Source organism: Paracoccus sp. BR5-17, from assembly GCF_055693925.1.
The window spans coordinates 1,921,455-1,941,223 of the sequence record NZ_JBVFUV010000003.1 but is presented as its reverse complement, the minus strand read 5'-3'; the positions used below and the strand labels follow the sequence as shown (position 1 = coordinate 1,941,223).

The window sequence follows — 19,769 nt, the reverse complement described above, 5'->3', positions numbered from 1 at the left end:
GGCCTTGCTCTGCACCTCGTCCACGGGGGCAAGCCGACGCAAGTCCTTCAGGACCGAATCGACCCCGTCGGTCTTTTGCCCATCGATCCACAGCGCCGCCCCCGGCCCCAGCCGCGCGGCGGCATCGGCAATGCGGGAACGGGCCTCGGCCCGTGATCGGGGCAGGATCACAAGCGCCCCGTCAGAATCGCCCGCTGGCCTTCGTCGCGACCTGAAAGCCGCGGGCTGCCAGGGCGCGGTGATCGGGGAAATGGCCTTGCTGGATCACCGTCCGGCGGGGATCCAGCGGCGACAGATCATCGCCGCCCCGCGCGCCGATCACAAGAAAATCCCCCTCGGGCGCGTCACCCGGAAGGGCCAGGGCCAAGCGTGTCGTCGTCACTGCTATTCTTTTTCCATGGTGCATTGCAGCGGGTGCTGCTGCCGTCGCGCCAGTTCCATGACCTGCGCGACCTTGGTTTCGGCGACCTCGTGCGAAAAGACGCCCACCACCGCCAAGCCCTTGCGATGCACGGTCAGCATGATCTCGATCGCCTGGGCGTGGGTCATGTTGAACAGCCGCTCGAGGACGTGGACCACGAATTCCATCGGCGTGAAGTCGTCGTTCAGCATCAGCACCTTGTACATCGGCGGCCGTTGCGTCCGCGTGCGCGGCTTGACGGCCAGTTCGATGTGGTCGTCGGGTCCGTCGCCGTCCGTCATCCAGTGCGCCATGGGTCCAGTCTGGTCAAGCTGATGGGGTTCCGCTTGCAATATAGTGCATTTCAGCGCCGATGAAACCCCGCCCGCGCGCGAACGGGGGCAGTAAAATTCACCAAATGACTGGTTACATGACCGTGAACGACGTGTTATTATCGGAAAATTAAGCAAGGGCATGCAACAAACGACATGCCGTCCCGAGGCAGAGAGACAGCGACAGTGATCCCCATTTTCCAGACAGCCCGACTGTGGGCTTTTCTTCTGCTGGCCATCCTGGCGCCGGCGACGCTTTCGGCGGCCCCTTTCGCCGCCTATGTGATCGACGCGCGCACCGGCCAGCCCATCTACCGCCAGAACGAGGATACGCGGCTTCATCCCGCGTCCCTCACCAAGATGATGACGCTCTATCTGGCCTTCACGGCGATCGAGCGTGGCCAGGTCCGGCTGGATTCGCAGTTTCCGGTTTCGACCAATGCCGCCTCCGAGCCGCCTTCGAAGCTGGGCCTGAGGGCGGGGCAGCGGATCGAGTTGCGCTATCTGATCCGCGCCGCCGCGATCAAGTCGGCCAACGATGCCGCCACCGCCATCGGCGAGGGTCTGGCGGGGTCCGAGGAGGCCTTCGCCCAGCAGATGACCCAGATGGCGCGCGCCCTGGGGATGCGGAACAGCAACTTCCGCAACGCCCACGGCCTGACGACGGAAGGGCATTATTCAACCGCCCATGACATGACCATCCTCGGGCGGCGGCTGTTCTATGACTTCCCGCAATACTACAACATCTTCTCGCGCCGTTCGGCGGATGCGGGGATCGCGCAGGTTTCCTCGACCAACAAGCGCTTCCTGGACGCCTATGAAGGCGCGGACGGGATCAAGACGGGCTACACGCGCGCCGCGGGGTTCAACCTGACCGCCTCGGCGCAGCGCGGCAACAAGCGTCTTGTGGCGACCGTGCTGGGCGGCACCTCGACCGCGCAGCGCAACCAGGTGATGGCGGAACTGCTGGATGCCGGCTTCGCCCGCATCCCCAGCCGCGTCCGCGAGGTCCGCCCCGAGGCGCCGCGCCTGCTGGCGCAGCGCGTGGTCCGTCGCGCCCAGGTCCAACCCACCGCCGCGGCGACCGCACCGCAGACGCAGCGACTGGTGCTTTCGGCATCCGCGCCGCCGATGCGCGTCAGCCGCCCTGCCCTGGCCTCGACCGCCGCGGTGGCGCAGGCGCCCCAACCCGCGCCCGAACCCAGCCCCGCCGGCGGCCTGACGCTGGCCTCCAGTGCTCGTCCCATCGGCCGGCCCGGCGCAACCGCCGTCGCCGAGGCGCCAGCCCCCGTTTCGGAGCAGACGCAGTCGGCCAGCCTTGCCGCGCCCGTCCTGGCGGCTTCCGCCCGTCCCCTGCCGGCGCCCCGGTCGGCCTCGGCCAGCACCGCCGCCCTCGCCGCGTCCTCGGACAGCGCAGATCCGGGTTCTGACCCCGAGGCAATTGCCCGCGCCGTCGCCGAAGCCGTGCCCCCCGGTGGCGGTTCCTCGATGTCCCTGCTGGCCTCGCCCGCGCCCAAGCCGCGGTCGGAAACCGTGATCCTTGCGGCAATGGGCGAAGGCGACCGCACGAACCCCGAGGAACTGGAAATCGTCTCGCGGCCGGCCAACAGCGGCCGCACCTGGGGGGTGACGCTGGGGATGTTCAAGTCCAGAGCCGAGGCCGAGAAGCTTCTGCTGCGCAGCGCGCTTGAGGATGGCGCGGTTCTGGGCGGGGCGCAGCGCCATGTGGCCGACACCAGCCGCGGCTTCCAGCCCAGCTTCGCCAATCTCACCAGGGCCAACGCCGAACTGGTCTGCGAGCGCTTGCTCAGCCGTTCCGAGGAATGTCAGGTCGTCAGCCACTGACCGGCGGCCGCCGACGCATCGCAGAAAGGGGCGGAGGTGACTCCGCCCCTTTCTCATGCGCGCCGCGTCAATCGGGGCGCGGCCGGTCGTCCCACTGGTCGCTGAGGATGCGTTCGGCGTCGCCCTTGGGATCCTCGAACTGGCGCGCGCGCAGCGCCCAGACGAAGGCGGCAAGACCTGCCGCGCCAAGGCCCAGGGAAACGGGAATGAGGATCGAGAGGATCTGCATCGGCCTGTCCTTTCAGTCGCGCAGCCGCAGCGCGTTCAGCGTCACCGTGATCGAGCTGAGCGACATCGCCAGGGCTGCAATCAGCGGCGTCACCATGCCCGCCACGGCCAGCGGCACCGCCACGACGTTGTAGGCGATCGAGATCGCGAAGTTCTGCCGGACCCGCCGGGTGGCCAGCCGGGCCGTGGCGATCGCCTCGGCCACCGGCACCAGATCGGCGCCAGTCAGCACCATGTCGCTGGCGACCCGCGCCGCGTCCAGGGCGCTTGCGGGCGAGATCGAGGCATGGGCGCGGGCCAGCGCGGCGGTGTCGTTCAGCCCGTCGCCCACCATCAGGACCCGCGCGCCCCGGGCGGCAAGATCCGCCACCATTGCCTCTTTTCCGCGGGGATCGACGGCGGCGTGATGGTCGTCGATGCCCAGGCGGGCGGCCAGATCGCCCACCGCCGCCGCCCGGTCGCCCGAGATCAACACCACCCGCAGCCCGGCGCTGCGCAGCCGGGCTATGCAGTCGGCGGCCCCGGGACGCGGCTCATCGGTGAAATCCAGCCGCACCGGAGCCTGGCCTTCGACGGCAAGCCAGGTGGCGCTTGTGGGACGCGCGTCATCGTCCTCGGCCGCGTCCAGCCAGTCGGCGCGGCCCAGCCGGACCCGCCGCCCCCGCCAGCGGGCCGACACCCCGAAGCCCGGATGTTCTGCCAGATCGGTCAGTTCGGCCGCCGGCTGATCGGCAAGGGCGTGTGCCAGGGCAAGGGACAGGGGATGGGCGGATGCCTGCGCCAGGGCGCGCGCGACCGGTCGCAGCTCGGCGGGCAGCGGCTGGGCGCTGACCAGCGTCGGGCGCCCCAGGGTCAGGGTGCCCGTCTTGTCGAAGACGACGGTGTCGACCTCGGCGAGGCGCTCCAGGGCGGTGCCGTCCTTGATCAGCAGCCCGCGCCGGAACAGCTTGCCCGAGGCCGCCGTCGCCACCGCCGGAACCGCCAGTCCCAGCGCGCAGGGGCAGGTCACGATCAGCACCGCGGCTGCGATGTTGACGGCCAGCCGCAGGTCGCCGGTGGCCCAGAACCACCCCGCGAAGCTGCACAACGCCATCAGGTGAACGCTGGGGGAATAGAGGCGCGAGGCACGTTCCGCCAGCGAGGTGTAACGCCCGCGCGCGGCCTCGGCGGCCTCGACCAGGGCGGTCAGGCGGGCCAGCGACGAATCGCGACCTGCCGCGGTGACGCGCAGGGTCAGGGGGCCGGTCAGGTTCACCTCGCCTGCCGACAGCATCTGGCCCGGCTGGGCCAGCACCGGAAGCGTCTCGCCCGTCAGCAGCGCCCGGTCGATCTCGGAGCGGCCCTCGACGATCTCTCCGTCTGCCGGGATGCGCGCGCCGGGCCGGACGCGGATCAGGTCTCCCGGGCGCAGGCTGGCCACGGCGACGGTCTGTTCGGCCCCCTCCAGCAGCAAGGTCGCGCGCGGCACCTCGAGCGCCGTCAGTTCGGCGGCGGCCGAGCGGGCGATGGCGCGGGTGCGGTGGTCCAGATAGCGGCCGATCAGCAGGAAGAAGCACAGCATCGCGGCGGCGTCGAAATAGGCGTGATGCCCCGACCGCGCGGTTTCATAGACCGAGATCGCGCTGGCCAGGATCAGCGCCAGAGAGATCGGCACGTCCATCCCCAGCCGTCCCGCGCGGATCGCGGCCCAGGCGCTGCGGAAGAAGGGCTGTCCCGCGAAGAACACCGTGGGCAGCGCGATGGCCCCGCTGATCCAGTGGAACAGGTCGCGGGTGGCGGCTTCGGCCCCGGACCAGACGGCCACCGACAGAATCATGATGTTCATCATCGCGAAGCCCGACACGCCGATCCGCATCAGCAGGTCGCGGCCCTGCCGGTCGGCGGTGGTGGCCGACAGCGCGTCGGGGTCAAGCTCGTGCGCCTCGTAGCCCGCGCGCGCCAGGACCGGGATCAGGTCGTCGGCCGTCAGACCGGGCGCATCCACGGTGACGCGGCGCAGCGTCAGGTTGACGCGGGCGCTGCGCACCCCGGGATGGCCTGACAGCGCGGTTTCGACATCGGTGATGCAGGTGGCGCAATGCGCCTTGGGCAGGGACAGGATGACGGTGCCCTGCGCCACCTCGGCCCGGTCGGCCAGGCGCTGCGCCAGCGGCGCTGCGTCGCAGGCCGGGCAGGCGCTGAAGCCCGATGCGGTCAGGTCGGCCATGTCAGTTCCCCTTCACACCGGCAAGATGGTCCAGGCGCTGCCGGAAGGGCGTGCCGTCGGGGGCAACCGCCTGGACGTGGATGGTCCAGGCCCCGGGCGCCAGCTGCAACGGCGCGCGATAGACGCCGCCGCCGGCCAGATCGAACGCCGGCGTCACATCGTCGCGCTTGTGCGTGGGCCTGCCGATCGTGGCCGAGAAGTCCCGCAGGACGGGATGGCGGCCCTGGCCGTCAACGATCTCGATGGCGATCTGGCCGCCGTCCTGGCTGGCCCACGCCGTCCAGCCAAGATGCTGCTGCGCGGCGCGTTCCCGATCGAACTGCTGCGAGGCGACATAGCTGTTCTTCACCTCGAGCCCCGGAAAGCTGCCCACAGCCAGGAAGGCCATCACCAGGTTGACAGCGATGATGACGCCGAAGGCCGACAGCGTGATGATGAGGACATGGCGTCCCGTCAGTTCCCGTGCCATCTCAGTTGCCCTTTCCATGAAAGACCGTGCCGACCGATGCGGTCGTCCCGTCGCGGTTGTCGCGCACCACCAGATCCAGGGGCGTCGTCGCGCTTGCGGCCAGATCCGAACCGGCCGGGGCGGTCACGTACAGGCGGCGGCTCAGCGTGTCGTCCGCCGGCACCGTGACCAGGCCTGCCGGCGAACCCTCGACCACGACCTCAAGTCCCTCGGCGCCTTCGACGGCAAAGCCGAACTCGCGCGCCTCGTGCCGCTTGTTGCGCAGCCGCACCTCGTAGGTGTTGCGGATCGAGCCGTCGGACATGGTCACGAACAGCGGGTTGCGCACCGGCGACACGTTCACGTCAAGGGGCGAGCGCAGGAACAGCGCCAGGATCAGGGCCATGCCGATCCCGGCCCAGAGCGTGAAATACAGGATCGTGCGGGGCCGGAAGATGTGCTTCCAGACGGACTTCGGCCTGGCGCCAGCGCGTTCGGCCGTCTCGTCCTTCAGGGCCATGTAGCCGATCAGCCCGCGGGGCTTGCCGATCCTGTCCATGATCTCGTCGCAGGCGTCGATGCACAGGGCGCAGGTGATGCATTCCAACTGCTGGCCCTCGCGGATGTCGATGCCCATGGGGCAGACGTTCACGCAGGCTAGGCAGTCGATGCAATCGCCCGCCGACGCGGCCGGGACAGGGCCGCCGACGCCCGATGGCACGCCCGGATAAGGAACGGGCGGATACTTGCCGCCGGCGGCGGGACCGGCGGCGTGGCTTTCCGCCTCGGCCTGGAAGGCGACGGCGGCCGGGCGGTGGCGGACATTGGTCTTGCCGCGCGGCTCGCCCCGCCACTCGCGATAGGCGACGGTCAGCGTGTCCTCGTCCATCATGGCGGCCTGGATGCGGGGCCAGGGGCAGGCATAGATGCAGATCTGTTCGCGGGCGAAGCCTCCGAACAGGAAGGTGGTCCCGGTCAGGATCGCCATGGTGGTATAGGCGACCGGATGGGCCTGCCCGGTCAGCAGGTTTTCCAGCAGCGTCGGCGCATCGGTGAAATAGAAGATCCAGGCGCCGCCTGTCATCAGCGCGATCAGCAGCCAGACCGCCCACTTGAACAGCCGCAGCCTGATCTTGCGCGCGTCCCAGGGCTGGCGGTGCAGGCGCAGGCGCGCGTTGCGGTCGCCCTCGATCCAGCGTTCGACGACGATGAAAAGGTCGGTCCAGACCGTCTGCGGGCAGGCGTAGCCGCACCAGACCCGCCCAAGCGCACTGGTGAACAGGAACAGCCCAAGCCCCGCCATCACCAGAAGGCCCGCCACGAAATAGAATTCGTGGGGCCAGATCTCGATCCAGAAAAAGAAGAAACGCCGATTCGCCAGATCGACCAGCACCGCCTGGTCCGGCATGGACGGGCCGCGGTCCCACCGGATCCACGGCATGACATAATAGACCGCCAGGGCCAATGCCATGACGGTCCACTTGAGGTTCCTGAACCGCCCCTTGACGCGCTTGGGAAAGATCGGCTCCCGCTTGGCGTAAAGGCTGGGGTGGTCCAACTCGGGGCTGGACATGTGATTATCGCTCCTGTTTCGCGCCCTGGGTCTAGACCGGATCCGGGGGCGGTTCCTTGACCTGCATCAAATGCGGCCCGGTCACGGGGCCTTGCTTGCGCCGGTGCGGATCATCCGTCATGTCTGACGCGCACCGGAGGCCATCGCCGCGTCCCCGAAGAAGGAGCTTGCCATGCTGACCATCCACGGCGTCACCCGCTCGCGCGCATCCCGCATCGTCTGGCTCTGCCACGAGATGGGGCTGGAGTTCCGCCAGATCCCCGTGATCCAGGCCTATCGCGTCGCCAACCCCGCCGCCCCCGAGGCGCCCCTGAACACCCAGTCGCCGGCCTTCCTGGCGCTGTCGCCGGCAGGCACCATCCCGGTGATCGAGGATGACGGGCTGGTGGTCGGGGAATCGCTGGCGGCGACGCTGTATCTGGCGCGCAAGTATGGCGGCAGCCTCGGCCCGGCCGATCTGGCCGAGGACGCGCTGATGATGCAGTGGAGCTTTTACGCCGCCACCAGCGTCGAACCCGACGCCCTGACGATCCTGTTCCTGCACGCGCCCTCGCGCGCGCAGCCGGGCGGGGATCAGGCCATCGTGACCAATGCCGCCGAACGGCTGGTCCGCCCCCTGAAGGTGATCGAAAACCATCTGGCGACGCACGAGCACCTGGTCGGCGGGCGCTTCACGGTGGCCGACCTGAACCTGGCCGAGGTTCTGCGCTATGCGCAGGGCTACGGCGCGCTGATGGGCCAGTTTCCCGCGGTCATGGCCTGGCTGGAACGCTGCCAGGCCCGCCCCGCCTTCCGCAGGATGTGGGAGGCCCGGCTGGCCGAGCCCGAGTGACATTGAAACCGGCGCCCGCAGTGCCGACATGCCATCCTGCCGGATCACAGGCGTCTCCCGCCTTCTGCGCACCGGACCTTGTCCCGCAGGACGGCGACCGGTCCGGCGGCTCTGGCCATGACGTTTTCGCCATGAGATAGTCCCACCAGCCGCACCAAGAACAAGAGCAGAACCAGATGGCCGACGACCTTCTTTCCGCAGCCGATGCGACCGACAGCTATTCCGCCGCCTCGATCGAGGTGCTGGAGGGGCTGGAGCCCGTGCGCAAGCGGCCCGGCATGTATATCGGCGGCACGGATGAACGCGCCCTGCATCACCTGGTGGCGGAAATCCTCGACAACGCCATGGACGAGGCGGTGGCGGGACACGCCACCCGCATCGAGGTCGAACTGCTGGGCGATCACAGCGTGGTGGTGCGCGACAACGGCCGCGGCATCCCCGTCGATCCGCATCCGAAGTTTCCCGGCAAGTCGGCGCTCGAGGTGATCCTCTGCACGCTTCATGCAGGGGGCAAGTTCTCGGGCGATGCCTACCAGACCTCGGGCGGGTTGCACGGGGTGGGCGCCTCGGTCGTGAACGCGCTGTCAGACAGCATGGTGGTGCAGGTGGCGCGCAACCGGGAACTGTTCGAGCAGCGTTTTTCGCGCGGGGTGCCGCAGGGGCCGGTGGCACGGATCGGGGCAGCGCCCAACCGGCGCGGCACCACGGTGGTCTTCCACGCCGACGAACAGATCTTCGGCCACCACCGCTTCAAGCCCGCGCGGCTTTTGAAGATGGTGAAGTCCAAGGCCTATCTGTTCAGCGGCGTCGAGATCCGCTGGAAGTCCGAGATCGACGACGGGGAAACCCCGCGCGAGGCGACGTTCCATTTTCCGGGCGGGCTGGCGGACTATCTGGCCGAGACCCTGACGGGCGCCAGCACCTATGCCGACCGGCCCTTCGCCGGCAGCGTCGATTTCCGCCGCCAGGGGGCACCGGGCAAGGTGGATTGGGCGATCAACTGGACGCCGTCGAAGGACGGCTTCATCCAGTCCTATTGCAACACCGTTCCGACCCCCGAAGGCGGCACGCACGAGGCGGGCTTCTGGGCCGCGATCCTGAAGGGGCTGCGTGCCTATGGCGAGCGGATCAACAACAAGAAGGCGGCCAACATCACGCGCGAGGATCTGCTGACCGGGGGCTGCGCGCTTGTTTCCTGCTTCATCCGCGAACCTGAATTCGTCGGCCAGACCAAGGACCGCTTGGCCACGACCGAGGCCGCGCGGCTGGTCGAAAACGCCGTGCGCGACCACTTCGACACCTGGCTGGCGGCGGACACGAAGTCGGCGGGCGCGATCCTGGATTTCCTGATCCTGCGCGCGGACGAACGCCTGCGCCGCAAGCAGGAAAAGGAAACCGCCCGCAAGACCGCGACGAAGAAGCTGCGCCTGCCGGGCAAGCTGGTGGATTGCAGCGCCACCAGCCGCGAGGGGACGGAACTGTTCATCGTCGAGGGCGACAGCGCCGGCGGCAGCGCCAAGATGGCGCGCGACCGCACCAACCAGGCGCTTCTGCCGCTGCGGGGCAAGATCCTGAACGTGCTGGGCGCGGCCTCGACCAAGATGGGTGCCAACCAGGAAATCAGCAATCTATGCCAGGCACTTGGCGTGGGTATGGGATCCAGATTCAAGGTCGATGACCTGCGCTACGAAAAGGTCATAATCATGACCGACGCCGATGTGGACGGGGCCCACATCGCCAGCCTGCTGATGACGTTCTTCTTCACGCAGATGCGGCCGCTGATCGACAAGGGCCACCTGTACCTGGCCTGCCCGCCGCTTTACCGGCTGACGCAGGGCGCGCATCGCGTCTATGTCGCGGACGACGCGGAAAAGGAACGGATGCTGGCCAAGGGCCTGGGCGGCCGCGGCAAGATCGACGTGCAGCGATTCAAGGGCCTGGGGGAAATGGACGCCAAGGATCTGAAGGACACCACCATGAACCCCGCCACCCGCAAGCTGATCCGGGTCAGCATCGACGACGAGGAAGGCGGCGAAACCGGCGATCTGGTCGAACGCCTGATGGGCAAGAAGCCGGAACTGCGCTTCGAATACATCCAGGAAAACGCCCGCTTCGCCGAAGAGCTGGACGTCTGACATGCAACAGTATCACGATGCCCTGCGCACGGTTCTGGAACAGGGCCAGGACAGCACGGACCGCACCGGCACCGGCACCATCAGTCATTTCGGGCTGCAGTGCCGCTACCGTCTGTCGGAAGGCTTTCCCCTGGTGACGACCAAGAAGCTGCACCTGAAGTCGATCATCCACGAACTGCTGTGGTTCCTGTCGGGCGACACCAATATCCGCTATCTGCAACAAAATGGCGTGTCGATCTGGGACGAATGGGCGGACGAAAGCGGCGATCTGGGCCCCGTCTATGGCCAGCAGTGGCGCCGCTTTCCCAGGCTGGTGCCCAGCGGGCTGGACGCCGAAGGCCGTCCGCTGTTCTTTGCGGGGCATGTCGACCAGATCGCCGACCTTGTGGAGGCGATCCGCAGGACGCCCGATCTCGCGCCGCCTGATCGTCTCGGCCTGGAACCCCGGTGAAGTGCCCGACATGGCCCTGCCCCCGTGCCACACGCTGTGGCAGGTGCGCATCTTGGGCGGACGGCTGCATCTGCAGTTGTATCAGCGGTCCGCGGACATGTTCCTGGGGGTGCCGTTCAACATCGCCTCCTACGCGCTGTTGCTGGTGATGCTGGCCCAGGTGACGGGATACGAGCCCGGCGACTTCGTCCATTCGATCGGCGACGCCCATATCTACGCAAACCATCTGGACCAGGTTCGCACCCAGCTTGCCCGGACCCCGAAGCCCCTGCCCCGGATCCGCCTGCGCCGCGAGGTGTCCTCGATCTTCGACTTCCGCTTCGAGGATTTCGAGGTGCTGGACTATGACCCCGATCCGGCCATCAGGGCCCCGGTGGCGGTCTGATGCTGACCCTGATCGCGGCCCGCGACCGCAACGGCGCCATCGGCAAGGACAACGCCATCCCTTGGCGCGCGCCCGAGGATCTGGCCTTCTTCCAGCGGGAAACCACCGGCGGCGCGGTCATCATGGGCCGCCGCACCTGGGAAAGCCTTCCCGTCAAGCCGCTGAAGAACCGGCTGAACCTGGTGGTCTCGTCCGATCGGGGCCTTGCGGAAAACGTCGTCGCCACGCCTGGCGAGGCCTTGGGCCATGCCCATGCCGCAGATCATCGCCGCGTCTATGGCATCGGCGGTGCCGGCATCTACCGGGCGATGCTGCCATTGGCCGACCGGCTGCTGTTGACCGAGGTCGATCTTGCGGTCGAGGGCGCCGACGCCTTCTTCCCCCTTTCAATCCGGCCGAGTGGCATTGCCTGGCGGCCGTCGTGCTGCGCAGCCAGGCGCCCTGCTGCACCCTTTACGAATACCTGCGCCGCCGCTGAACCCTGACAGGAGGTTGACCCGTGAACATCCGCTATCTGCACACAATGGTCCGCGTGAAGGATCTGGACAAGACCATGGCCTTCTTCAAGCTGCTGGGGCTTGAGGAAACGCGCCGCATCGACAACGACAAGGGCCGCTTCACGCTGGTCTTCATGGCCCCCCCGGGCCAGCCGGAATGCCCGGTCGAACTGACCTACAACTGGGACGGAGACGAAGGGCTTCCCTCGGACAGCCGCCACTTCGGGCATCTGGCCTATCGGGTCGGCAACATCTACGAGATGTGCCAGAGGCTGATGGATGCCGGCGTCACCATCAACCGCCCCCCGCGGGACGGGCACATGGCCTTCGTGCGCAGCCCCGACAACGTGTCCATCGAACTGCTGCAGGAAGGCGATCACCTGCCCCCCGCGGAACCCTGGGCCAGCATGGAAAACACCGGCCACTGGTAGGGCGCCTCAGTAGATATAGCGGATCTGCTCCAGCCAGAACCGCTCGATCCGGCGGTTCTGCAGGTTGACCCTGTCCAGGGGCGGGTCTTCCAGCACGCCGGACATGGCCAGCCCTTCGGCATGACGCAGGAACAGGCGGTGGACCATGTCGCGGATCGCCTGACCCTGGACCGTCAGCTTGACCCGCACCGACCGGCGGTCCATGTCGCTGCGTTCGTGATGGACGTAGCCCATCGTCACCAGCTTCTTCAGGTTGTAGCTGACATTCGATCCCTGATACATGCCGCGGGACCGCAATTCGCCTGCCGACACCTCGGCCCCACCCAGGTTGTACAGGATCATCGCCTGCACCGGGGTCAGGTCGTGCTGGCCCAGGCGTTCGAATTCGTCCTTGACCAGATCCAGCATCAGCCGGTGCAGCCGTTCCAGAAGCTGCAGGGATTCAAGATAGGCGTCGGTCGTGTCTGCCAGATCCGGCAGGGCCTGGACGTCGGCCTGGGGGCGCATATCGCGCGGCGCGGGTGAGATCATGGCGTCTCGCGGTCCTGATTTGTTCGACATGAACCCACCATGCCGCAGAATCCAAAATCTTCAGTTAATGCAAGGCAACTTCCGCAAGCGATTGGGGAAAATTTTAGCGGACCGGCTTGAGCCGCTGGGCGGCATGGGCGGCGATGCGGTCAAGCATCGCCGCGATCGGCTGGGGGCCGCGATGGGGGCCGCCGTTCACCCGCGCGGTTATCCACAGATACAGATCCTGGTCGTTTTCCGTCAGCACCGCCTCATAGGCCTCCAGGTCTGCCTCATCCAGCGATCCCAGCGGACCGTCGGCAAAGTGACCCAGGATCAGGTCCATCTCTTTCATCCCGCGCCGCCAGCTGCGCATCCTCAGGCGCCGCAGGCGGCTATCGGCCGTTTCCGTCATTCGTTCATCCTTCCGCCGCGCTTGCCGTTCACCCGGACGCAGACTAAGCCAAGGCCCGACGCCGTTCCAACCATCGGGGGCCGCCATGGCTTTCCTTTCAGACCGCCTGACCCGAATCAAGCCCTCGCCCACGATCGCGATGACGACGCGCGCGGCCGAACTGCGGGCGCAGGGGCACGACATCATCGCCCTGTCCGCCGGAGAGCCCGATTTCGACACCCCGGCCCATATCCGCGAGGCTGCCAAGGCAGCGATCGATGCAGGCCACACGCGCTATACCGCCGTTGACGGCACGCCGTCGCTGAAGCGGGCGATCTGCGACAAGTTCGCCCGAGAGAACGGGCTGGACTACGCGCCCACCCAGATCACCGTGGGCACGGGAGGCAAGCAGATCCTGTTCAACGCGCTGATGGCGACGCTGGATGAGGGCGACGAGGTCGTCATCCCCGCGCCCTACTGGGTCAGCTATCCCGACATGGTGCTGCTGGCCGGGGGCAGGCCGGTGATCGTCGCCTGCGGCCTGGACCAGGGGTTTCGCCTGACGGCCGAGGCCCTGGAGGCCGCGATCACCCCGCGCACCAAGTGGCTGATCCTCAATTCGCCGTCGAACCCCTCGGGGGCGGGCTATGACAGGGCGGCGATGCAGGCGCTGACCGACGTGCTGCTGCGCCACCCGCAGGTCTGGGTCCTGTCGGATGACATCTATGAACATCTTGTCTTCGACGGTTTCCGCTTCGCGACGCCCGCACAGGTCGAGCCGCGGCTGAAGGACCGCACCCTGACCATGAACGGCGTCAGCAAGGCCTACGCGATGACCGGCTGGCGCATCGGCTATGGCGCGGCGCCCGAACCGCTGGTCAAGGCCATGGCCAAGCTGCAGTCGCAATCGACGTCGAATCCCTGCTCGGTCAGCCAGTACGCGGCCGAGGCGGCGCTGACCGGGCCGCAGGATTACATCACGGAAAGCCGCGCCGTCTTCCAGCGGCGGCGCGATCTGGTGGTGGCGGGGCTGAACGCCTGTTCCGGGATCCAGTGCCCGGTGCCGCAGGGGGCCTTCTACGTCTATCCCTCGATCGCGGGGCTGATCGGCAAGACCTCGGGGGCCGGACGGCTGATCGCGGATGACGAAGCCTTCGCCAATGCGCTGCTGGACGAGGCGGGGGTGGCGGTGGTCTTTGGCGCGGCCTTCGGCCTGTCGCCGCATTTCCGTATCTCGTACGCCACCAGCGACGACAGGCTGGCGGCGGCGGTCGATCGCATCCGGCAGTTCTGCGACGCCTGCAACTGACCTCTTGGTGCCGGCGTTCCCCTGGCAGCACCGGAACAGGAGGAGACAATGCTGCCCCCATACGCACTGGTCGTCGTTGCCGACGGCCATTCGGCGAGACTGTTCCGCAACGAGGCCGAGCATGGCGTCCACCTGTCCGAGATCGAGCGGGTCAGCCCCGACAGCCTGAACCGGCTACCGCACTGCGGGAACGCGGCGCGGGTCGCCTGGGGCGGCGACGAGGCGCTGGCCTTTGCGGCGCAGCTTGCCGATTACCTGAACGCGATGGTTCTCAGGCACAAGGTGGATGATGTGGTGGTGATCGCCGATGCCCCGACCCTGAGCGTGCTTCGGAAGCGCTACCACAAGGAATTGCAGTTCCGCCTGCACAGGGAAATCGACAGGAACCTGACCGATCTGGCACCGGGTGCCATCGAGGGCGCCATCGAGGACGCCCTCGCCTGACCGGGGCCCGCCCGCCCCTACAGCGCGGTCCAGCCGCCGTCCACGCTGATCGTGGTGCCGGTGATCTGCGCCGCAGCCTGACTGCACAGGAACACCGCCGTGTCCCCCAGCTGTTCGACGGAGACGAATTCCTTGGAGGGCTGGCGCTCGAGCATCACCTGTTGGATGACCTCGTCGCGACCGAGGCCGTATTCCTTCATGGTGTCAGGGATCTGCGCCTCGACCAGGGGGGTCAGGACGTAGCCCGGGCAGATGGCATTGCAGGTGATCGGCTCTTTCGCGGTTTCCAGCGCCGTCACCTTGGACAGGCCGACAAGGCCGTGCTTGGCCGCGACATAGGCGGCCTTGTAGGCGCTTGCCGTCAGCCCGTGCGCCGAGGCCACGTTGATGATCCGCCCCCAGCCGGCAGCCCGCATCAGCGGCAGGGCCGCAGCCGTAGTATGGAAGGCGGATGTCAGGTTGATGGCGATGATCGCGTCCCATTTCTCGACCGGGAAATCGGGAATGGCGGCGACGTGCTGGATGCCGGCGTTGTTGACAAGGATGTCGCAGCGCCCCGCCTGGGCGATCAGGGCGCGGCAGTCCTCGCCCCGGGACATGTCCGCCCTGACATAGCGGACCGCGACGCCATGTTCGCGCGCAAGGCTTTCGGCCAGGGCATGATCGTCGTCCCGGTCGGTGAAGCTGTTCAGGACGACATCCGCCCCGGCCCTGGCCAGCTGGTGGGCGATCCCAAGCCCGATGCCCGAGTTAGAACCCGTCACGACTGCCGTCTTACCGGCCAGAAACTTCTCGAACATCGCCCCGCTCCTCATGGATGGCTTCAACCGCGCGACGTGGTCCCGCAGCCCTTTTGCAGGTGCAGCATGGTGAAAAAAAGCGCCCGCACAAGGCGGGCGCAAGTCATGAGGCAGGTTTCATACAGGCAAGAAACCTATCGAGCAGTAAGTCATTTATACGCCAACGCCCGCGAAAGTCCAACCGAGAAGTTTGACCCGCCATTGACGATCCCCGCGCAACTTTGTTGAAATCGTATCGAAAACAAGAAACGCGGGCGGACAGGCAGTGAGAATCTTAAGAAACGTTAGCAAATTGGCACTTCTTCGCCCCTTGTGCCTGTTTTTGGCCGCTTTTCCCTGTGTTGCATCAATGTCGCTTCCAGCCCGTGCGGAACCGGCCCACGCCATCGCGATGTATGGGGAACCCGCTCTACCGGAAGGATTTTCGGAACTTCCCTATGTCAACCCCAAGGCGCCACAGGGCGGGATGATTCGCTTGGCCGAACCGGGGGGATCTCGACTCGTTGAAGCCCTGGGTCCTGAAAGGCAACGCAGCATGGGGCGTCGGCGCGCATGTGGCCGAGACGCTGATGTATCGCACCTTGGACGAACCCTTCACCCTCTACGGCCTGCTGGCCGAAAGCGTCGAAACCGCGCCGGACCGCAGCTGGGTGCAGTTCACCCTGCGCCCCGAGGCGCGGTTTTCCGACGGCAGCCCGGTCACTGTCGAGGACGTGATGTGGTCCTATGAGGTGTTGGGGACGCAGGGCCATCCACGCTATCACGGCGCCTGGGCCAAGGTGACGAAGATGGAACAGACCGGCCCCCGCAGCATCCGCTTCACCTTCTCGGAAAACGACCGGGAACTGGCGATGCTGATGGGACTGCGCCCGGTCTTGAAGAAGGCGCAGTGGCAGGGAACGGACTTTTCCGCGTCGGGGCTGGAGCCGCCGATCGGATCGGGGCCGTATGTCGTCGATCAGGTTGACCCCGGCCGGATGATCACCTTCCGCCGCGATCCCGACTACTGGGGACAGGATCTGCCGGTGAACCGGGGGCGCAACAACATCGAGGTGATCCGCTACGACTATTTCGGCGACGCCAACGCCATGTTCGAGGCCTTCAAGGCCGGCGAGGTCACGGTCTGGCGTGAACTGTCCGCGAACCGGTGGGATCAGGACTACGGATTTCCGCTGATGGCGCGCGGCGATGCCGTCAAGTCCGAGATCCCGAGCGGCCGGCCCTCGGGGATCATGGGCCTGGTGATGAACACGCGCAATCCGCTGTTTTCCGACTGGCGCGTCCGTCAGGCTATGATCGAGGCGTTCAACTTCCGCTTCATCAACGACACGCTGAACGGCGGCAAGGACCGGCGGATCACCTCGTATTTCGCCAATTCGGATCTGGCGATGCAGCCCGGACCCGCGACGGGCCGCGTGGCCGACCTGCTGGCGCCCTTCGCAGCCGACCTGTCCCCCGGGACGATCGAAGGCTATGAGCTGCCCGAGGGCTCGGACCGGGTTCTTGACCGGGCGGGGCTGCGGCGGGCCATGTCCCTGCTGTCCGAGGCGGGCTGGACCGTTCAGGACGGCGTCCTGAGAAACGCCCAGGGGCAGCCCTTCGCCTTCGAGATCCTGCTGAACCAGTCCGGGACCGCCATGCGCAGCGCGTCCGAAACCCAGCAGATCGCGGATATCTATGTCCAGGCGCTGCGGAACCTGGGGATGCAGGTCCGCATCACGCTTCTGGACGCCGCGCAGTTCGTGCAGCGCACCAACGAGTTCCAGTTCGACATGACCTGGTACGAACGCGCCCTGTCGCTGTCGCCGGGCAACGAACAGATGCTCTACTGGGGATCGGCCGCGGCCGACCAGCCCGGCAGCCGCAACTGGATGGGCATGAAAAGCCCCGCCGCCGAAGCCGCCATCGCCGCCATGGTCAATGCGCAATCGGACGCCGACTTCACCGCAGCCGTTCAGGCGCTGGATCGAATCCTGACGGCGGGGCGTTACGTGATACCGGCAGGGTTCTCGCCGGTCTCGCGGCTGGCCCATGCCGCGGACCTGCGCTATCCTGCCCAAAGAACGCCGCTTTACGGAGATTGGCCGGGCTTCATGCCCGAGCTGTGGTGGCAGGAGGCAGAGGAATGAGAGCAGTGCTGGGCACGCTGCTGGCCTGCATGGTGCTGGCCGGCTGCAACACGGTCGCGGGCGTGGGCGAAGACATAACCGGGATTGCGACTTGGGCGCAATCGTCGATGGGAGGCGGATACTGATGAAATGGAGCCATGTGCAACAGAACTGGGCCGCCTTCTACGAGGCCATCGTCGAGAAATGGCCCGAGGTCGATGAATCCGACCTGGACGAGATCGACGGGGATCAGCGCGCCTTCGTCGCCTATCTGGCCGAGGCCACGGGCCAGGAGCCGTCCGAGATCCGCGAGGAACTGCGCGAATGGCTGGCCGGCGAGATCCCGTCGGACGTGGTCATGGATCCGATCCACGACAACCACTCAATCGCGCTCAGCGCGAAATACGTGAACGAGGGCGAGGACGAATATTCCGACGACGCCCGCTTTGGCGACGACGACGAGGTGCGCGACGACGGCGACTGACGATCAGGCGGCGCGCGGCCCCCGCAGGATGATGGCCGCGCCCGCCGGGCAGACGCCTGCCCTGGTCAGGCCCCACAGGTAGGGCCTGAACCCTCCGCCAGCCACATCCAGACCACCGACGCGGCCACGGAGAGCCGCCATAGGCCGCATGGGCCTGTCGGCGCCCGCCGCGGACGTCCAGCGGATGTCTTTCCAGTTGCAACTGACCCCTTGATCTGTCAGACGCCCCGGGGCGGGAGGCCACGACACGAAGGACCGTCGCGATGAATCGCACCATCAGGATCGCCCTGGGCAGCATCGCGGTCGGGATCGTGGTCCTGGGCCTCAAGACGCTGGCCTGGCAGGTCACCGGATCGGTCGCGCTTCTGTCGGACGCTTTGGAAAGCACGATCAACGTGGCGACTGCCCTGGCCGCGCTGATCGCCATTCGCATCGCGCAGCGTCCTGCCGATCGTGGCCACCCCTATGGCCACCACAAGGCCGAGTTCCTGTCGGCCGTGCTGGAAGGGGTGTTGATCATCGTCGCGGCGCTGCTGATCCTGGAACAGGCCTATCAGGGCATCCGCGATCCCCGGCCGCTGGACGCGCCACTGAACGGCTTGCTGCTGAACGGGGTCGCGGGCTGCATCAACGCAGCCTGGTGCCTTGTGCTGATCCGGCAGGGGCGGCGCCTGAAGTCGCCTGCCCTGGTCGCCGACGGCTATCACCTGCTGTCCGACGTCGTCACCTCGGCGGGCGTGATCCTGGGCGTGGCCGTGGCCATCGCCACGGGATATCCGATCCTGGACCCGATCCTGGCGGGGCTGGTCGCCGTCAACATCCTCTGGTCCGGCTGGCGGGTGATGTCGGCCTCGGTCGGCGGGCTGATGGACAAGGCGGTGTCGGACGACGTGCTTCGCGACATCCGCGCGACCATCTCGGACCATGCGGATGGCGCGATCGAGGCACACGATCTGCGCACCCGCCACGCCGGCTCGATGACCTTCATCGACTTCCATCTGGTCGTCGACGGGGAAATCCCCGTGGCGCAAGCCCACGCGATCTGCGACCGGATTGAGGCCGCGCTGAAAAAGCGCCTGGACGACGCGCAGATCACCATCCATGTCGAACCCGAACACAAGGCCAAGCATTCGGGCGTGCTGGTCCTCTAGGCGGCTAGCCGCACCCAGACCGGCACATGATCGCTGGGTTTTTCGGCCGCGCGGGCTTCCTTGTCGATGCCGGTTTCCACCAGAAGGTCGGCGGCCTGCGGCGACAGCAGAAGATGGTCGATGCGGATGCCGTCGTCGCGCGACCAGGAACCGGCCTGATAGTCCCAGAAGGTGAACGGCCCGCGCGTGGCCCAGGGGTCGCGGATGCGGACGGCATCGGTCCAGCCCTGGTTCACGATCCGCCGGAAGGCCGCGCGGCTTTCGGGCAGGAACAGCGCGTCATCCACCCAGGCCTGCGGCCGGGCGGCGTCGCGGGGTTCGGGGATGACGTTGAAATCGCCCAGCATCACCACCGGAAGCTCGGTCCTCAGCAGGTCGGCTGCGCGCAGGCGCAACCGCTCCATCCAGGCCAGCTTGTAGTCGTATTTCGGCCCGGGCGCGGGATTGCCGTTCGGAAGATAAAGACCCGCGACGCGGATCGCCTGGTCGCCGACGACCGTCGCTTCTATGTAGCGGGCCTGCTCGTCGGTGTCGTCGCCCGGCAGGCCGCGCACCACGTCCTCGAGCGGCAGCCTGGACAGGATCGCCACGCCGTTGAAGCCCTTCTGCCCATGCGTGACGACCGTCCAGCCCAAATCCTCGAAGTGGGCGCGGGGAAAGGCTTCGTCCACCGACTTGATTTCCTGCAGAACCACCAGATCCGCCCCGGATCCGGCCAGCCAGTCCGTCAGCGCCGGGATGCGGGCCTTGACGCCGTTGATGTTGAATGTCGCGATCTTCATGGCGGCATCTTTATCCGCCGTCCC

19 protein-coding genes and 3 pseudogenes are annotated in these 19,769 nt (G+C 67.1%); 12 read left to right on the top strand and 10 right to left on the bottom strand.

Going from position 1 to position 19,769, the window contains the following annotated elements; translation table 11 throughout:
- Positions 1-181: 181 nt before the first annotated feature.
- Complete coding sequence (locus ACZ1HC_RS11105; RefSeq protein WP_472700032.1) at positions 182-382, bottom strand: hypothetical protein; 201 nt, start codon at positions 380-382, stop codon at positions 182-184.
- 2 nt (positions 383-384) lie between these two features.
- Positions 385-702, bottom strand: coding sequence for an ATP-dependent Clp protease adapter ClpS (gene clpS, locus ACZ1HC_RS11100; protein WP_472700031.1), 318 nt, complete (start codon positions 700-702; stop codon positions 385-387).
- Positions 703-918: 216 nt separating this feature from the next.
- On the opposite strand from clpS, the gene ACZ1HC_RS11095 reads away from it, so the two are divergent.
- Entirely contained in the window at positions 919-2,577 is a 1,659-nt protein-coding gene (locus ACZ1HC_RS11095) for a D-alanyl-D-alanine carboxypeptidase family protein (RefSeq protein WP_472700030.1), read from the top strand.
- Between the two features lie 67 nt (positions 2,578-2,644).
- On the opposite strand, the gene ccoS is transcribed toward ACZ1HC_RS11095, so the two are convergent.
- From ccoS to ACZ1HC_RS11075, 4 genes are read right to left on the bottom strand one after another with little or no spacing between them, the layout of a single operon-like run.
- Positions 2,645-2,806, bottom strand: coding sequence for a cbb3-type cytochrome oxidase assembly protein CcoS (gene ccoS / locus ACZ1HC_RS11090; protein ID WP_472700029.1), 162 nt, complete (start codon positions 2,804-2,806; stop codon positions 2,645-2,647).
- Positions 2,807-2,818: 12 nt separating this feature from the next.
- A complete protein-coding gene (locus ACZ1HC_RS11085) occupies positions 2,819-5,011 on the bottom strand; it encodes a heavy metal translocating P-type ATPase (RefSeq protein WP_472700028.1) in 2,193 nt (730 codons plus the stop codon).
- A 1-nt stretch (position 5,012) separates the two neighbouring features.
- Positions 5,013-5,480 carry a FixH family protein gene (locus ACZ1HC_RS11080; RefSeq protein ID WP_472700027.1) on the bottom strand — a complete coding sequence of 156 codons (468 nt, stop codon included), beginning with the start codon at positions 5,478-5,480 and terminating at the stop codon, positions 5,013-5,015.
- Position 5,481: 1 nt separating this feature from the next.
- Complete coding sequence (locus tag ACZ1HC_RS11075) at positions 5,482-7,032, bottom strand: RdxA/RdxB/FixG family protein (RefSeq protein WP_472700026.1); 1,551 nt, start codon at positions 7,030-7,032, stop codon at positions 5,482-5,484.
- A gap of 172 nt (positions 7,033-7,204) precedes the next feature.
- Here ACZ1HC_RS11075 and ACZ1HC_RS11070 point away from each other — a divergent pair, with 172 nt between their 5' ends.
- The 5 genes and pseudogenes from ACZ1HC_RS11070 (at position 7,205) to ACZ1HC_RS11050 (ending at position 11,763) form a co-directional block, all read left to right on the top strand.
- Positions 7,205-7,864, top strand: a complete 660-nt coding sequence (locus tag ACZ1HC_RS11070) for a glutathione S-transferase family protein (RefSeq protein WP_472700025.1) — start codon at positions 7,205-7,207, stop codon at positions 7,862-7,864.
- Between the two features lie 176 nt (positions 7,865-8,040).
- Positions 8,041-9,999 carry a DNA topoisomerase IV subunit B gene (gene parE / locus ACZ1HC_RS11065; protein ID WP_472700024.1) on the top strand — a complete coding sequence of 653 codons (1,959 nt, stop codon included), beginning with the start codon at positions 8,041-8,043 and terminating at the stop codon, positions 9,997-9,999.
- Between the two features lies 1 nt (position 10,000).
- Positions 10,001-10,835: pseudogene (locus ACZ1HC_RS11060) on the top strand (thymidylate synthase).
- Positions 10,835-11,313, top strand: a pseudogene (locus ACZ1HC_RS11055) (dihydrofolate reductase). The pseudogenes ACZ1HC_RS11060 and ACZ1HC_RS11055 overlap by 1 nt, the downstream one beginning before the upstream one ends.
- A gap of 21 nt (positions 11,314-11,334) precedes the next feature.
- Positions 11,335-11,763, top strand: coding sequence for a VOC family protein (locus tag ACZ1HC_RS11050; RefSeq protein WP_472700023.1), 429 nt, complete (start codon positions 11,335-11,337; stop codon positions 11,761-11,763).
- 6 nt (positions 11,764-11,769) lie between these two features.
- On the opposite strand, the gene ACZ1HC_RS11045 is transcribed toward ACZ1HC_RS11050, so the two are convergent.
- On the bottom strand, positions 11,770-12,270 hold the full coding sequence (locus ACZ1HC_RS11045) for a MarR family winged helix-turn-helix transcriptional regulator (RefSeq protein ID WP_472700826.1): 501 nt from the start codon (positions 12,268-12,270) through the stop codon (positions 11,770-11,772).
- 127 nt (positions 12,271-12,397) lie between these two features.
- Complete coding sequence (locus ACZ1HC_RS11040; protein ID WP_472700022.1) at positions 12,398-12,688, bottom strand: FAD assembly factor SdhE; 291 nt, start codon at positions 12,686-12,688, stop codon at positions 12,398-12,400.
- A gap of 85 nt (positions 12,689-12,773) precedes the next feature.
- Between ACZ1HC_RS11040 and ACZ1HC_RS11035 the strand changes: the two genes are divergently transcribed.
- Together ACZ1HC_RS11035 and ACZ1HC_RS11030 are read left to right on the top strand one after the other, a co-directional pair.
- A complete protein-coding gene (locus tag ACZ1HC_RS11035; protein WP_472700021.1) occupies positions 12,774-13,976 on the top strand; it encodes a pyridoxal phosphate-dependent aminotransferase in 1,203 nt (400 codons plus the stop codon).
- A 48-nt stretch (positions 13,977-14,024) separates the two neighbouring features.
- Entirely contained in the window at positions 14,025-14,420 is a 396-nt protein-coding gene (locus ACZ1HC_RS11030) for a baeRF12 domain-containing protein (RefSeq protein WP_472700020.1), read from the top strand.
- Between the two features lie 17 nt (positions 14,421-14,437).
- Here the strand turns inward: ACZ1HC_RS11030 and ACZ1HC_RS11025 are convergent, their stop codons facing one another.
- On the bottom strand, positions 14,438-15,220 hold the full coding sequence (locus ACZ1HC_RS11025) for a 3-hydroxybutyrate dehydrogenase (RefSeq protein WP_472700019.1): 783 nt from the start codon (positions 15,218-15,220) through the stop codon (positions 14,438-14,440).
- A 349-nt stretch (positions 15,221-15,569) separates the two neighbouring features.
- On the opposite strand from ACZ1HC_RS11025, the pseudogene ACZ1HC_RS11020 reads away from it, so the two are divergent.
- From ACZ1HC_RS11020 to ACZ1HC_RS11005, 4 genes and pseudogenes are all read left to right on the top strand, one after another.
- Positions 15,570-17,349 (top strand): annotated as a pseudogene (locus ACZ1HC_RS11020) (extracellular solute-binding protein).
- Positions 17,346-17,474, top strand: a complete 129-nt coding sequence (locus ACZ1HC_RS11015) for a hypothetical protein (RefSeq protein WP_472700018.1) — start codon at positions 17,346-17,348, stop codon at positions 17,472-17,474. The pseudogene ACZ1HC_RS11020 and the gene ACZ1HC_RS11015 overlap by 4 nt, the downstream one beginning before the upstream one ends.
- Positions 17,474-17,812, top strand: coding sequence for a hypothetical protein (locus tag ACZ1HC_RS11010; RefSeq protein WP_472700017.1), 339 nt, complete (start codon positions 17,474-17,476; stop codon positions 17,810-17,812). Before ACZ1HC_RS11015 ends, ACZ1HC_RS11010 begins: the two co-directional genes overlap by 1 nt.
- Before the next feature lie 263 nt (positions 17,813-18,075).
- Positions 18,076-18,963, top strand: a complete 888-nt coding sequence (locus ACZ1HC_RS11005; protein ID WP_472700016.1) for a cation diffusion facilitator family transporter — start codon at positions 18,076-18,078, stop codon at positions 18,961-18,963.
- Here the strand turns inward: ACZ1HC_RS11005 and xth are convergent.
- Positions 18,960-19,745 carry an exodeoxyribonuclease III gene (gene xth, locus ACZ1HC_RS11000; protein WP_472700015.1) on the bottom strand — a complete coding sequence of 262 codons (786 nt, stop codon included), beginning with the start codon at positions 19,743-19,745 and terminating at the stop codon, positions 18,960-18,962. The genes ACZ1HC_RS11005 and xth overlap by 4 nt on opposite strands.
- Positions 19,746-19,769: the final 24 nt, after the last annotated feature.

Bases quoted from the DNA above. Each gene is read 5' to 3' on its own strand.
- xth (WP_472700015.1), bottom strand. From the start codon at position 19,745: ATGAAGATCGCGACATTCAACATCAACGGCGTCAAGGCCCGCATCCCG.
- ACZ1HC_RS11080 (WP_472700027.1), bottom strand. From the start codon at position 5,480: ATGGCACGGGAACTGACGGGACGCCATGTCCTCATCATCACGCTGTCG.
- ACZ1HC_RS11040 (WP_472700022.1), bottom strand. From the start codon at position 12,688: ATGACGGAAACGGCCGATAGCCGCCTGCGGCGCCTGAGGATGCGCAGC.
- ACZ1HC_RS11030 (WP_472700020.1), top strand. From the start codon at position 14,025: ATGCTGCCCCCATACGCACTGGTCGTCGTTGCCGACGGCCATTCGGCG.
- ACZ1HC_RS11025 (WP_472700019.1), bottom strand. From the start codon at position 15,220: ATGTTCGAGAAGTTTCTGGCCGGTAAGACGGCAGTCGTGACGGGTTCT.
- parE (WP_472700024.1), top strand. From the start codon at position 8,041: ATGGCCGACGACCTTCTTTCCGCAGCCGATGCGACCGACAGCTATTCC.
- ACZ1HC_RS11085 (WP_472700028.1), bottom strand. From the start codon at position 5,011: ATGGCCGACCTGACCGCATCGGGCTTCAGCGCCTGCCCGGCCTGCGAC.
- ACZ1HC_RS11075 (WP_472700026.1), bottom strand. From the start codon at position 7,032: ATGTCCAGCCCCGAGTTGGACCACCCCAGCCTTTACGCCAAGCGGGAG.
- ACZ1HC_RS11045 (WP_472700826.1), bottom strand. From the start codon at position 12,270: ATGCGCCCCCAGGCCGACGTCCAGGCCCTGCCGGATCTGGCAGACACG.
- ACZ1HC_RS11005 (WP_472700016.1), top strand. From the start codon at position 18,076: ATGAATCGCACCATCAGGATCGCCCTGGGCAGCATCGCGGTCGGGATC.
- clpS (WP_472700031.1), bottom strand. From the start codon at position 702: ATGACGGACGGCGACGGACCCGACGACCACATCGAACTGGCCGTCAAG.
- ACZ1HC_RS11035 (WP_472700021.1), top strand. From the start codon at position 12,774: ATGGCTTTCCTTTCAGACCGCCTGACCCGAATCAAGCCCTCGCCCACG.
- ACZ1HC_RS11015 (WP_472700018.1), top strand. From the start codon at position 17,346: ATGAGAGCAGTGCTGGGCACGCTGCTGGCCTGCATGGTGCTGGCCGGC.
- ccoS (WP_472700029.1), bottom strand. From the start codon at position 2,806: ATGCAGATCCTCTCGATCCTCATTCCCGTTTCCCTGGGCCTTGGCGCG.
- ACZ1HC_RS11010 (WP_472700017.1), top strand. From the start codon at position 17,474: ATGAAATGGAGCCATGTGCAACAGAACTGGGCCGCCTTCTACGAGGCC.
- ACZ1HC_RS11070 (WP_472700025.1), top strand. From the start codon at position 7,205: ATGCTGACCATCCACGGCGTCACCCGCTCGCGCGCATCCCGCATCGTC.